General features: G+C 59.3%; 10 protein-coding genes. 7 read left to right on the forward strand and 3 right to left on the reverse strand.

Annotated features, from left to right (window positions below; all coding sequences use genetic code 11):
* Window positions 1–18 precede the first annotated feature (18 nt).
* The 3 genes from WC359_03700 to WC359_03710 all read left to right on the forward strand — a co-directional run bounded on the left by WC359_03700 (window position 19) and on the right by WC359_03710 (window position 3,969).
* Window positions 19–837 (forward strand): HAD-IIB family hydrolase, encoded by an 819-nt coding sequence (locus WC359_03700; protein ID MFA5399520.1) that lies wholly within the window; start codon window positions 19–21, stop codon window positions 835–837.
* Window positions 834–2,210, forward strand: a complete 1,377-nt coding sequence (locus WC359_03705; protein ID MFA5399521.1) for a DUF362 domain-containing protein — start codon at window positions 834–836, stop codon at window positions 2,208–2,210. Before WC359_03700 ends, WC359_03705 begins: the two co-directional genes overlap by 4 nt.
* Window positions 2,211–2,397: 187 nt before the next feature.
* Window positions 2,398–3,969 carry an FGGY-family carbohydrate kinase gene (locus tag WC359_03710; protein ID MFA5399522.1) on the forward strand — a complete coding sequence of 524 codons (1,572 nt, stop codon included), beginning with the start codon at window positions 2,398–2,400 and terminating at the stop codon, window positions 3,967–3,969.
* Here WC359_03710 and WC359_03715 read toward each other — a convergent pair.
* A complete protein-coding gene (locus tag WC359_03715; protein ID MFA5399523.1) occupies window positions 3,962–5,374 on the reverse strand; it encodes a family 1 glycosylhydrolase in 1,413 nt (470 codons plus the stop codon). The two genes, WC359_03710 and WC359_03715, sit on opposite strands and share 8 nt — an antisense overlap.
* A 178-nt stretch (window positions 5,375–5,552) precedes the next feature.
* Here WC359_03715 and WC359_03720 point away from each other — a divergent pair, with 178 nt between their 5' ends.
* Together WC359_03720 and WC359_03725 are read left to right on the forward strand one after the other, a co-directional pair.
* Window positions 5,553–6,953, forward strand: coding sequence for an L-fucose/L-arabinose isomerase family protein (locus WC359_03720; GenBank protein ID MFA5399524.1), 1,401 nt, complete (start codon window positions 5,553–5,555; stop codon window positions 6,951–6,953).
* Between the two features lie 71 nt (window positions 6,954–7,024).
* The gene (locus WC359_03725) at window positions 7,025–8,407 is read left to right on the forward strand and encodes an MFS transporter (GenBank protein MFA5399525.1); all 1,383 of its coding nucleotides are present in this window, start codon (window positions 7,025–7,027) and stop codon (window positions 8,405–8,407) included.
* Here the strand turns inward: WC359_03725 and WC359_03730 are convergent.
* Entirely contained in the window at window positions 8,397–10,403 is a 2,007-nt protein-coding gene (locus WC359_03730; protein MFA5399526.1) for a hypothetical protein, read from the reverse strand. The two genes, WC359_03725 and WC359_03730, sit on opposite strands and share 11 nt — an antisense overlap.
* Window positions 10,404–10,633: 230 nt before the next feature.
* On the opposite strand from WC359_03730, the gene WC359_03735 reads away from it, so the two are divergent.
* Together WC359_03735 and WC359_03740 are read left to right on the forward strand one after the other, a co-directional pair.
* On the forward strand, window positions 10,634–10,927 hold the full coding sequence (locus WC359_03735; GenBank protein MFA5399527.1) for a hypothetical protein: 294 nt from the start codon (window positions 10,634–10,636) through the stop codon (window positions 10,925–10,927).
* A 62-nt stretch (window positions 10,928–10,989) separates the two neighbouring features.
* Window positions 10,990–12,369: a CoA-binding protein gene (locus tag WC359_03740; GenBank protein MFA5399528.1), complete on the forward strand. Its 1,380-nt coding sequence runs from the start codon at window positions 10,990–10,992 to the stop codon at window positions 12,367–12,369.
* On the opposite strand, the gene WC359_03745 is transcribed toward WC359_03740, so the two are convergent.
* The gene (locus WC359_03745) at window positions 12,316–13,224 is read right to left on the reverse strand and encodes a methyltransferase domain-containing protein (GenBank protein ID MFA5399529.1); all 909 of its coding nucleotides are present in this window, start codon (window positions 13,222–13,224) and stop codon (window positions 12,316–12,318) included. The two genes, WC359_03740 and WC359_03745, sit on opposite strands and share 54 nt — an antisense overlap.
* Window positions 13,225–13,227: the final 3 nt, after the last annotated feature.

A 13,227-nucleotide genomic window follows, 5' to 3' on the forward strand; every position in this document is an offset into this window, starting at 1 on the left:
CGGCCGGCAACGTTGCTCATGAAAAATATCGCGACTATTACATCTGCGGAATGCTCCCGCTTACGCGGCATACTCTTCGACATCGACGACACCTTCACTCACGAGGGGAAGATGGTGCCGTCGGCCTTCCAGGCGCTGTATGACCTGCGCGAGGCGGGACTGATCACAGTGCCCCTCACCGGACGCCCGGCCGGCTGGTGCGACCATTTCGCGCGCATGTGGCCGGTGGACGGCATCGTGGGCGAGAACGGCGCCTTCTATTACTTCTACGACCACAAGGCGGGCAAGCTGCGCCGGCGCTATATATTCAGCCCGCAGGAGATCGCCGATAAACGCCGCGAGCTCGAGGCTATTAAAAACGAGGTGCTGCAAAAGGTGCCTGCCGCCGGCCTGGCCTCCGACCAGCCCTTCAGGCTGTTCGACCTGGCCATCGACTTCTGCGAGGACGTAAAACCGCTGAGCGAGGACGAGATCGATGAGATCTGCCGTATCTTCGCGGAACACGGGGCCACCCACAAAATCAGCTCCATACACGTCAACGGCTGGTTCGGCGACTACAACAAGCTGTCCACGGCTAAACTATTTTTAAAGGAAAGGTTCGCAATGAAATGGGAGGAGGCCCGTAGATGCATGCTCTTCGCCGGGGACTCACCCAACGACGAGCCGATGTTCGAGGCGCTGGAGCTGACAGTGGGAGTGGCCAACATCAGGCATTTTATTTCACGCATGAAACATCCGCCCAGGTATATTACGCGTAAAAAAGGCGGACACGGATTCGCCGAGATGGCCCGCATCATTCTGGATAAAAGAAACCCACCTAAAGGAGCAGTCAAGTGAGCGATAAACCGGTCGTATCTATAGTCAAAGGAAAATTCCCTCCCGACAGACAGGAGATAGACAGAATGGTCCGCAGCGCCGTCGACCTGGCGGGCGGCCTCAAGCCGATCATCAAGAAGGGCAGCCACGTCGTGATCAAGCCCAACCTCTTCGCGCCCTACCCGCCGCCCATCTCGGTGGACCGCCGCGTCATCTCCAGCATGGTCAGACTGGCGCGCGAGGCCGGCGCCAAACGCGTGACCGTGATCGAGGGCGTGAGCGTGGGCACGCTGATGAAACGCGTCAGGCCTGCGGCTACGCCCTGCGGACTCAGCCGCGGATTCAACACGCTGGAGATCATGCGCATGCTGGGCATCAAACGCGAGGTGGAGGAGGCGGGCGGCGAAGTCATGGGCGTCGAGGACGCCGAAAAAGTGGAAGTCGATATCAAGGGAGGAGTCGCCCTGCACCGGGTCAATTACCCCAAAGTAGTGCTGGACGCCGACTGCTTCATCAACCTGCCCGCCATGAAGACGCACACCATGACCATGGTGACGCTGTCTATCAAGAACCTGCAGGGGCTGCTGGACGAGCGCGGCAGGTACTATTCGCACCGCGACGACATGCACCAGCATATGGTCGATATCAGCAAGATACGCAAGCCGGACCTGGCTCTGCTGGACGGACTGCTGGCCATGGAAGGCATGGGCGCGGGAGAGGGCGGCACGCCCGTGGAGATGGGCGTGATCATGGCCGGTTACGACTGCGTGGCGCTGGACTCCGTCGCCTCCATGCTCATGGGCATCGACAACCCGCTGGTGGTCAATACCACCAGGCTGGCCGGGCACGACGGACTGGGCGTGAGCAACCCCTTCATGATCGAGGTCGCCGGCGAGACCATAGCCTCGGTCAAAAAGAAGTTCCAGCTTCCCGCCACCTATACCATGCCCATCGACAGCCTGCTGACGGGCGTCTATCCCAATATCGATATCTACATCGGCGGCGCCTGCTGGGCCTGCTGGCTGATGGCCGCCCTGGCGGCGGGCACGCTGGCCAAAGCGCCGCAGCGCACCTCGTTGATCGTGGGCGTCGACCCCAAGATCCCGCCCAAACTAAGGACCGATATGCGACATACTTTCTTCCTGGGCGAATGCGCCCTGGCTACGGGAGGCGACCTGCTGGAGCTGCGCAACGCCATGCAGCTGGCCGGCCTGGACCGCTTCCTGGGCGGATGCCCGCCCTATGAGCAGAGCTTGCTCAAGCTGGAGGATATCATGATCGAGATGGGCTACCTCGACCCGCAGGAGCTGGTCAAGAAGGCGGGTAAGCACAGGGAGGAGTTCTTCGACTATTATAAGAAATACGACCCGACCTGGGAGCCGGAGTTGGAATGAAACGTTGGTCATTGCGAGCGCAAATTATTAAACTGTCATTGCGAGCGAAGCGTGGCAATCTTGTGTCGGGAACCGCGGCAACAGCAGATTGCCGCGTCGCCTGCGGCTCCTCGCAATGACGGGGATATAAAGCTGCAATGACAGGGCAATAAAGGGCGCAATGACATGATAAAAAAAGGAGGTTGACATGGCTGAGAAAAAATATGTGATCGCGATCGATTCGGGCACGCAGAGCGTGCGCGCGGTGATCTTCGACCGTCAGGGCAACCAGGTGGCCATCGAGCAGGCCGAGCACGAGCCCTATTTCTCGCTGCAGCCCGGCTGGGCCGAGCAGAACTCGCAGGACTACTGGGACAAATTGTGCTTTTGTACTAAAGGCGTGATGGCCAAAGCCAAGATACCGGCCGACGAGATCACGGGACTGGGCATCACCACCCAGCGGTCGGCCTCCTTCCCCGTGGACCGCGAGGGCAACCCGCTGCGCCCGGCCATCATCTGGCTGGACCAGCGCGTCACAGAGAACGCACCGCCCATCAGCGCCAAAGCGCGCCTGATATTCAGCGCCATGGGGCTGGGGGACGCCATGGACAAGGCGCACCGCGAGTCCAAGTTCCTCTGGATACAGCAGCACGAGCCCGAGATATATAAGAATACCTACAAGTTCCTGCAGATCTCCGGCTGGCTGGTCAAGAAGATCACTGGCGAGTTCAAGGACTCGCTGGGCATGATGGTGGGCGCCTGGCCCATGGACTACAAGGCGCTCAAATGGCACGCCCTGGACCTGGCCTACGAGACTCTGGCGGTCAAAAGGGAGCACTGCGTGGACCTCTTCCCTCCCGATACCGTGCTGGGACATGTCACCAAAAAGGCCGCCGAGGAGACGGGACTGCCCGAGGGGCTGCCCGTGGTGGTGGGCGCGGGGGACAAGCAGTCGGAGCTGCTGGGCGCGGGCGCCATCGACCCCTCCATCGCCGTGATCAGCTACGGCACGGCCACCTGCATGGAGGTGATCAGCTATAAGTACATCTCCGAGAAGCATATGAAGTTCTATACCTGGCCCTCGGCCCTGCCCAACGCCTGGAACCTGGAGATGTTCATCTTCCGGGGATTCTGGATGGTGACCTGGTTCAAGCAGGAGTTCGGACACCGCGAGGCGCTGGAGGCGGAGAAGCGCGGCGTCGAGCCGGAGGTTGTGCTGGACGAGGTGATCAGCAAGATACCGCCCGGTTCGCTGGGGCTGATGCTGCAGCCCTACTGGACGCCCATGATCTACGACAAGTACGCCAAAGGCTGCATCATCGGCTTCGGAGAAGTGCATACGCGCGCCCACATCTACCGCGCCATACTGGAGGGCATCGGCTACGAATTGAAGCGCATGTACGAGGAAACGCGCAGGAAGACGGGCATCCCCGTCAAGGAGATACGCGTGGGCGGGGGAGGCTCCAAGAGCGACGTGGCCGTGCAGATCGCCGCCGACCTCTTCAACCTGCCCGTCTCGCGCATGGGCACCTCCGAGATCTGCGCGCTGGGCGCCGCTATCGACGCGGCCGTGGGCACGGGCATGTTCGGCTCTTTCAAGGAGGCGGTGGACTCGATGGTCAAGAAGGGCAAGACCTTCCAGCCGGACCCGGCCAGCCACCGCGTCTACCAGGCGCTGTACGAGGACGTATACCTCAAGACCCATAAATCGCTGGAGCCGCAGTACCGCAGGATAGCCGAGATCACCGGCTACCCGGTGATCTACAAGCCGTCTAAGTAGCCTTCGAAGCGGCCTTGATTATCTCGGTGTATTTGCGGCTGCCCTGGTAGAGGGTGCGCTTGCAGGTGTCGAAGTCCACATGGTACAGGCCGAACCTGGCCTTGAAGCCGTGGGCCCATTCGAAGTTGTCCATCAGGCTCCAGTACATGTAGCCCCGCACGTCGATGCCGTCCGCGATGGCCTTGTTGATCACCAGCAGGTGGTCCTCGATATACTTGCCCCGCTTGGTATCGGCGGCGTCGGCGATGCCGTTCTCGGTGATGTAGATGGGCTTGGACGTGTAGGATGCTATGAGTTTGAGAGCGCGGTACAGCCCCTCCGGGTAGACGGTCCATCCCATATCGGTCAGCTCCTCTTTGGGCACTTTGGTGATCTCGAGGAACTGCTCTTTGTTGAAGGGCCTGAAGACGCGGTAGTGGTTGGTGTAATAGTTGAGCCCCACGAAATCGAAGGTGTCCTTCTGCGCGCCCCGGTATCTTTCGTCGACAACCCCCGGCAGGGTGAATTTGAAGTTCCCGTCAACCAGGAACGTGAAGTGCGAGTTGTTCATGTTGTTGTTGAGCATGCGCGCGATCAGCAGGTCCAGCAGGTTCCACTGGTGCGGCGGATCGAACAGCGCCACGTGCACCACCAGCCCCACCTGCGCGTCCGGCCTGATCTTCTTTATCACGTTATAGCATTCCACATGCGCCAGCAGCTGGTTGCGATAGACGACGGCCGCCTGTTTGGCGTCCGTGCGCGCCGGCGGGAACTCGGCGCTGAAATAGCTCAGCACGGCATAGATGGCCGGCTCGTTGATAGTGCACCAGAATTTCACCTTGGGCGCCAGCTTCCGCACGACGCGTTCGGCGAAGCGCGTGAATACGGCGGGCGAATCGTCCTGCAGAAAAGCGCCTTTGTCCTCGAACCAGATGGGATTGGTGAAGTGGTGCAGCGTGACCATGGGCTCGATGCCGTTGGCCAGCATCTCGTCCACTTCCTTCACATAGTGGTCCAGCACGGCTTCGTCGAACTCACCCGGCCTGGGCTCGATCTTGCTCCACTCCACTGAGAATCGGTAGGAGTTGAGGCCGATGTCCTTCATCAACCGCACGTCCTCTTTGTAGCGGTTCCAGGCATCGCAGCACACACCTGCCTTCTGGCCCTCGAGTATGCGCGGTTGGCCCTGCTCGTTCACGGCGGACTCGAACTGGAACCAGTTGTTGTTGTCGCAGCCGCCCTCGATCTGGTGGGAGGCCGTGGCGCTGCCCCATAGAAAATCCTTGCCGAAGCGCAGAGGGGCCTGCTTCAGCTTGTCGAAATCGAACTTGAGATTGAGCTGGCGATCTCTTAAGCTCATCACCAGGATGATGTAGGCTGCGGCCAGCGCCGCGATAATTATGACTGCTATCAACATGCCGCTCATAATCTTACCTCCATATTCGATGCCGGATCGCCAGCCATGATAGAAGTTAGCATAAGCGTTGTCAAGCAGGATGATATGACCATTGACAACGGGCGGTATCTTATATAGTATGATTCACAATTATCACCGGCCGCCGCCAGGCGGACGGAACGAGGCCCGGCACAGGCAGTTGCGTCAGATGGAAGATATTAAGATAGGTTTCGTGCCCGCCCATCGTGAGCCGTTCGACGATGACTGGGCGGTGAACATGCGCAAAAGGTGCCTGGCCGCCCTGGCCCGTATCAAAGGCCTCGAAGTCATAGTTCCCCACGCGAAGCTGACAAAGGGAGGCCTGGTGCGCGACGACGGCGACGCCGACAAGGCCATTAAGCTATTCCGGGAACGTAAAATAGACGGGCTGGTCATCGGCACCATGACCTTCGGGGACGAGGTGTCGGCGCTGGCCGTGGCTTCAGCCTTCCGCAACGTCCCCTTATTGCTTTTCGGCACCAAGGAGGGGGATTTCACCGCCGACGGCGGGCGCAGGTCGGACTCGTTCTGCGGCACGCTGGCGGTATCCTCCGGGCTGCACCGCAGGAAGATTCCCTTCCTTTTCAGCGGCATACTTTTCCCCGAGGAAGCAAGCTTCAGAGCGGACATAGAGAATTTCATGGCCGTCTGCTCCATCGTCAAAGGTTTCATGGGGGCGCGCATCGGCCTGGTGGGTCCCCGGCCGGAGCGCTTCGAGACCTGCATCAGCAACGAAGACGCGCTGCTGAACAACTTCAACCAGAGGGTGGTGCCGACATCCATACTGGATATCATGCTGCGCCTGGAGAAGCTCAAGGAGAACGCCCCCGAGCTCAAGAATATAATCGGCGCGATGAAAAAGGAGATCGACCTCTCGGGCGTCAAGCCCGAAAAGGTCAGGACGATAGCGGGGCTGCAGTTGGCTCTTAAACAATTCGCCGACGAGAAAGGGCTGTCGGCCCTGGCTGTCCAGTGCTGGACCGCCATACAGGAAGCCTACGGCATCTCGGCCTGCTATGCCCTGGGACGCGTGACCGACAGCGGCCTGATGACGGCCTGCGAGGTGGACGTTTACGGCGCGCTGACCATGCTGATACAGAACCTGGCCTCCTTTAAAGCGGCGCGGCCGCATTTTATAGACTGGACCATCCGGCACCAGACCAAAAAGAACCTCTTCCTCTCCTGGCACTGCGGCAACGCGCCTCCCTCGCTGGCCTGCAGGGCGCAGGGGATAGCCATACACCCGCACAGCATACTGAGCAAGCCGCTGGGTAAGGAACGCGCGATGGGAACAGCCGAGTTCCAGCTCAAGCCCGGCGTCGTGACGTTGTGCCGCCTGACGGAACTGGACGGCGAATTCAAGATGCTGGTCACGACGGGAGAGATCGTGGAATCGGCCCAGCGCCTGAGGGGCTCATGGAGCTGGGTCAAGGTGCCCGACCTGGACGGGCTCTATATGACGCTGGTGGAAGAGGGATTCACGCACCATGCCAGCCAGGTCCACGGGGACTATACAATGCCCATCGAGGATGCCTGCGATTTCCTGGGCATTGAAGTCGTCCGCGTTTGACGGAGATATATCCGGCCTTTGCGCCCGGCGCCTGCCGGGGATGACCGCTGAAATAATATAAGGGGATGAAAATGGAAGATAAAAAACTGCCGCTCGGTACCAAGCTCGGATACGGGGCCTGCGACTTCGGAGGCAACCTGTTCTTCACGGCCACGGCCTTCGTGCTGATGAACTACCTCACCGACACGGTCGGGCTGGCTGCAGGGCTGGCCGGCATCGCCCTCATGGTCGGGCGCATCTGGGACGCATTCTACGACCCCGTGATCGGCTTCATCTCCGACAGGACTAAAAATAAAATGGGGCGCCGCCGGCCCTATATGCTGGGCGCTTCGATCCCGCTGTTCGTCGCCGTGGTGCTGATGTTTACCAACCCCTCGCTGATCGCCGGCGCGGGAGTGAGCCAGATGACGCTCTTCTTCTACGCCATGGTGGTCTATGTCATCCTCTGCACGGCCTATTCCACGGTCAACATACCCTATTGTGCACTGGGACCCGAGCTGACCGCCGACTATCACGAGAGGACCTCGCTCAACGGCTACCGCTTCGGCTTCGCGGCTGTGGGAACGCTGCTGGGCGCGGGCGCGGCGCTGCCCATCGTGGCCATGGCCCCGGATAAAAACCAGGGCTTCGTGCTGCTGGGGCTCATCTTCGGCGGCGTGATGCTGATATCCGCCCTGGTCACCGTCTTCTCGGTCAAGGAACCGGCCAGGGTCCATCCGGCCCAGTCCCTGGGCTTCGTTGATACCTACAAAGCTGTGTTCAAGAACAAGCCCTACCTGCTGATCCTGGCGACCTACATCGTCCATATACTGGGTATCACGGTGGCCAGCGCCATCGTGATCTACTACTTCAAGTACATACTGGGCGACGAGGGCGCCACCACCTTCGCCATGGTGATATTGATCGTAACCGGCATGATCTTCATACCGGTCAGCGTGGCCATGAGCAAGCGGATGGGCAAGAAGCGGGTCTACGGCATAGGGTTCGTCGTCATGGCCGTCATGCTGATGATCATCTTCATCTTCGGAGAAACCATGGGCGTGACATTTACCCTGGTCATGATGTTCTTCGCCGGCACGGGCTTCGGGCTGCTATACGCCATGCCCTTCGCCATCGTTTCCGATGCTATCGAATACGACTATCTGTGCACCGGAGAGCGCCGCGAGGGCGCCTTCTTCGGCATCTGGACCTGGGGGCTCAAGATCGGACAGGCCATGGCCATTTTCCTGATGGGCATGGTGCTGGAGGGCATGGGCTACGTGCCCAATATCATGCCTCAGTCCGCCAGCTCGCAACTGGCCATCACCCTCTTCCTGGGTCCCATATCGGCCGGGCTGTTCCTGCTGGCCGCCGTATTCCTGTATTTCTACCCCATTACGGAGCAGCGATACAAGGAGATACTGGCGGGCATCGCCGAGATGGAGGCCAAAAAAGGCATCGCCGCTAAAACTTAAAATCGAGGATATCGGGGAACCTCTGCCGGATATCCAGCATGGCGCCCAGCGTGAGCACCACGGTCCAGGCCACGCAGGTATGAAAGCGTCCCTTTGTGCCCAGTATCCTGTGCTTGTAGTCCCAATTGGTCTGGTTCACCTGCTCAGGCTGCCAGCCCAGGAAATCGCTGCCTTTCCCCAGCAGGTCCCTCGGGCTTGAGATGAGTTGTCCGCAGGCGCCGATCATTGCCAGGGCACACTTCTTCCAGACCTCGTCGCCTGTGGCCCGCCACAGCCTGAGGAAATCGCAGGCTATACTGAATCCGTAGAAATCAAGGTGGTGATGGGCCACCGAGACGGACGTCATGCCCTGCGTTTTGAAATCCCGTCTGCCCAGAGGACTGCTCGGATCGAAGGCGACATTATAGGTATACATCCAGCTCAGGACGAATCCCGCAGCCAATCCGGCATAGCGAAGATGGAATTTATCGTGCGATCTTTCATACAGGTCGAGAAAAGCCTTTAGCAGAGCAATTCCGGCCTCTTTGTCCACGCAGTCGGCGTCCAGCGTATCGGCGTAGAATGCGCCTTTATCGATCAGGGAGGCATAATACTTGCCGGCCTTCTCCAGAGCACGGTCGATATCGTCACGTTTGCCCGCCGTTTTCTCCAGCTCGACCAGCAGGCTGATAATGTAGGCGCCGTTGGTGCCCAGCGTGTTCATGGGTACGCCCGATATGTCCCGCCAGCGGCCGAAGCTGCCCTCCTGCTCGCCCCGCAGCTGGTGTCCGATATAGAAAGCGGCGTTTTTCTCAACCAGCTCAAGGAAATCCGGTTTCTCACGACCGGCGTCTTTCAGCAGCCTGTACAGCCTTAAATAGTTGTACATGACCTCGCCGTTGCAGCGGGCGTTGGCCCCTTCCTGCAGCTCGGGAGGCGTGCCCACGCCCAGGTATCCGCCCCAGCGTCCGTCTTTAAGCGAGTAGCAGTCGCGGTGCAAGCCGTTGGGCAATGCTCCCGCCAGGAAGAAATCCCCGATCCTCTCCGCTATATCCGTATACCTGCTGTTGCCGACCTCCTTTCCAAGGCGCGCAAAGATGGTGGCGGCCTCCAGCCCTTTGACCAGGAACGACCCGGCGGTGTACTCGTAGAAGGATTGAAACAGGCCGTTGCCCCTGCCCATCTTGACGGCCGTCATGCGTCCATCGTCGATCAGCAGATAGCGCAGATGGTTGAACTTAAGCGCGGCTATTTTAGACCAGTCGACACCAGTGACTTTTGCTCCGGGAGCCGCGAACTCACCCAGGGCAAGCTCCGCCAGCCTCATGAATATCTCGCCGATATGTGAGCAACAGCCATAGGCGATATAGAAGGTGCGCGAATACTCGAAGGGGACTTTGCTTACTTTAAATAATCTCTCGGTCCTGCCGCTCAATCCGCCGATGAAGATGCCCTTCTCCGTATAGGTGCGCGGCTCCTCGCAGTAGGGCACCCTGATTTCGAAAGCGGGACCTCCCGCACTCGGATATGTTTTGACGCTGGATATAACGGACCCGTCCCCGGCCGGCTGCGTGAACACCGCCTGCCAGTTCGAGCCGTCGTGCAGGATGGAGCAGGAGGGCACGGGTATCCTGTCCTCACGGAACGACCAGCCGGCCTCGACTCCGCCGCGCGGGTAGCGTCCCGTGCCCATGGTGTTTTTATCGTACATAATGGACGGCACGATCCACTGCTCCAGTTGAGTGGAAGGGCGATAGCCGAAGCCCAATTGCCAGCTTCCCTTGCGCAAAATTTTCCAGCTCCTTTCCACCTTGATCAGCCCTTCACTGAACGTGAGGCGGTCCGTCAGCTCCGCATGCCCATATGAAGCTGTGATAACGTTGCCCGGGCCTATTACGACCTTCTCCGGCTGCATCCATCGGCCGCCACTTCTCAAAGGAAAATACAGCTTCCCCAGCTCATTGCCCGCGATGACCAGAGCGACTGTTGCTCCTTCCCGTCTCAGCTCCAGCTCCATCGTGTACCTCCTTACAAAGCCCCGCACATAATATGCATAGTATTATGTCATTGCGAGCGCTTTTTTACCACGTCATTGCACCCATTTTCTCCACGTCATTGCGAGCCCGAAGGGCGTGGCAATCCTGTGCACACGCAATCACGTACAAGATTGCTTCGTCGCTACTCTCCTCGCAATGACGATTCAACAACCCCTTTATTTTTTATGTGCATCACCGTATAATCATCTCAATGGACGACGAAAACACGAAAATACGTCCCGAGTTCGCCTGCTACAACCATCCCGACCGGCGGGGCGCCGGCGTATGCTGGCGCTGCCAGCAGCCCGTCTGCGACGAGTGCAGCGCAACGCTGCTGGGCAAAACCTACTGCTGCAAGTGCGCCGAAGAGGTGGAGCAGATATCCGAAGAAATGGACAAGCCGGGCATACTCAAACGCGAGATAAACTCTCCCGCGCTTATGGTCTTCATAATTATCATTACGCTGGCCATCGCCGCCGTCGAGATATTCGTCATGACCAGGTAGCAGGCCCGATGCGCCGTCTCATGCATCGTTAAGTATGGAATAATCTGCTATACTTCTTGCCCATGGATAACGTCCGGGGGCTCAAATCCTTTTTCGAGCCGGACTCGATCGCCATTATAGGCCTTTCCAGAAAAACGGGGCCCGGTACATACAACGCGCTGGAGAACCTGCTCAACTACGGTTACAGCGGACGCCTCTACCCCGTCAATCCCAACGCCTCCGAGATCGCGGGCGTCAAAGCCTACGCCTCGATCAACGACATACCTGACCCGGTCGACCTGGCGGTTATTTCCACGCCCCGCTCACGGGTGCCGCAACATATCAGGGATTGCGCGGCACGCGGTATCAGGTGCGTCAGCATATTAACGCAGGGCTTCAATGACGCGGGGGATGAGGAGGGCAACCGGCTGTTCGGCGAGATAAAGGAAATCGCAGCTGCCACAGGATGCAGGGTGCTGGGACCCAACAGCTTCGGCAGCGCCAACTACTTCCATAAATTCTGCTCCGCCTTCGCCAGGGTATCCATGCAGGCCAGCCCGGTCGGCCTGGTCAGCCAGACGGGGGGCATCTTCAACGGGGTATCCGAGTTCAGGTTCGTTGGTAAAGGCATCGATGTAGGCAATATATGCAACGTGGACTTCGCTGACTGCCTGGAATACTTCGAGCAGGACCCGCAGGTGAAAGTCATAGCTCTGCACATCGAGGGCATGCCTGATCCCCGCCGTTTCATCGATACCGCCCGGCGTGTATCCCGCCACAAACCCATCGTGGCACTGAAAACAGGCAGGAGCAGGCAGGCCGTGAAAGCCGCTCAATCGCATACAGGATCGCTGGCCGGCATCACCGAGATATGGGATGCCGCCTTCAGTCAGGCAGGGATAATCAGTGTGGACAGCCTGGAGGAGATGTTGGACGTCACACGCGCCCTCTATATGCTGCCCGCGCTGACCAACCCCAATATCTGCGTTGCCACCTTCAGCGGCGGAGCTGCCATCATGGCCATGGACGCCATGCAGGGAACGGATCTGCTTACCCCGGCACCATCATCAACCTCACGTGAGCAGATCAGTAAACTGGCGCCATCCTGGCTGGGCGTGGGAAACCCTGTGGACTACTGGCCGATGGTGATGGGCTCTGAATCGGTGCCGCGTTCCATCGACGTCATCATGGAGATACTGCTGTCGGACAGAACCTTCGGTGGCTGGATGTTCATACAAATCGTCCCGAACAGCATGGTAAGCAGCCAGACCAGAGTGATTCTCAATGGGATGATCTCCAGGCATCCTGACAAGCCGCTGGTGTGTGTGCTGACCGGTCCGCACGGATCAGAGATTATCCAGGAGCTACAGAACGACGGTATCCTGGCTTTCCCTACACCTGAGAGAGCTTCACGAGCGCTGGCCCGTCACTACCGGTACCACCTGCGGCGCAGCGCCCTGTAAACGGCGCGGCACGCACCTTATCACGAGCACATCGCTCAACATGGGGAAAACGCGCGACAGCCCATCTAATGAATAAACGATAAAGCGGGTAAGCCCCGCCGGCAGAGCGGCCAGCATATCGCCCCAGCCCGGCGTGCAGCAGAGCATCGATACGCCCGTAACTTTCTCCACCATCATGTAGCGTCCCGCCATCTGCATCAGCGTCCTGTAGTCGAATTTATAAGTGTGGTCGGGCGGCAGCTCCCAGGGCAGACGCTTGTACGGGTTCTTGATCCCCAGCAGCTTCCTGAGGCCGAAAATCAGCTTGCCCACCTTGAATCCCATGCTCTCGAAGTTGGCGATGGCTATCACCGCCCTACCACCCGGCTTGACGGTCATGGCTATCTCCTCCAGGGCCCGGCCGGGGTCGGAGAAATGGTCCAGCGCGCCCTTGCATAGCACCTTGTCGATGGAGCCGGGCACGACGGGGATGCTCTCCCCGATGCCCTGCAGCACGGCGGTGTTGTATCCGTCCAGCTTGAGTGTCTCTCGCGCGTGCGACAGCATGGTGAACGAGGGCTCCACGCCGATCAGCTCGGCGCCGGAGGCCGACATGTTGACGATGTCGATGGCGCGGCCGCAGCCGATATCGAGTATGCGCTCGCCGGGATGGGGGTCGACCATCTCCAGTGTGGCGCTGCTCATGCGCTTGAAAAGGAACTCAACGTCCGGCCTCAGTTTGTCGGGCAGGACCTCGTTGTCGTCCCAGTTCAGATCTACTCTGAACATGGTCGCGCGTATAGAGACGAAGTATTCATGGCTGCTTAAAGTATAGCAGAACCGTCTGCCTGAATGCCCGCTTTTCGGCTTCGTCAAAGC

This window comes from Dehalococcoidia bacterium (assembly GCA_041653995.1).
In the GTDB taxonomy this organism is placed as follows: domain Bacteria; phylum Chloroflexota; class Dehalococcoidia; order GIF9; family UBA5629; genus CAIMUM01.

What these genes read in the sequence shown, in the direction of transcription:
- WC359_03700 (MFA5399520.1), top strand. Translation starts at nt 19, where the DNA reads ATGAAAAATATCGCGACTATTACATCTGCGGAATGCTCCCGCTTACGC.
- WC359_03710 (MFA5399522.1), top strand. Translation starts at nt 2,398, where the DNA reads ATGGCTGAGAAAAAATATGTGATCGCGATCGATTCGGGCACGCAGAGC.
- WC359_03715 (MFA5399523.1), bottom strand. Translation starts at nt 5,374, where the DNA reads ATGAGCGGCATGTTGATAGCAGTCATAATTATCGCGGCGCTGGCCGCA.
- WC359_03720 (MFA5399524.1), top strand. Translation starts at nt 5,553, where the DNA reads ATGGAAGATATTAAGATAGGTTTCGTGCCCGCCCATCGTGAGCCGTTC.
- WC359_03725 (MFA5399525.1), top strand. Translation starts at nt 7,025, where the DNA reads ATGGAAGATAAAAAACTGCCGCTCGGTACCAAGCTCGGATACGGGGCC.
- WC359_03730 (MFA5399526.1), bottom strand. Translation starts at nt 10,403, where the DNA reads ATGGAGCTGGAGCTGAGACGGGAAGGAGCAACAGTCGCTCTGGTCATC.
- WC359_03735 (MFA5399527.1), top strand. Translation starts at nt 10,634, where the DNA reads ATGGACGACGAAAACACGAAAATACGTCCCGAGTTCGCCTGCTACAAC.
- WC359_03740 (MFA5399528.1), top strand. Translation starts at nt 10,990, where the DNA reads ATGGATAACGTCCGGGGGCTCAAATCCTTTTTCGAGCCGGACTCGATC.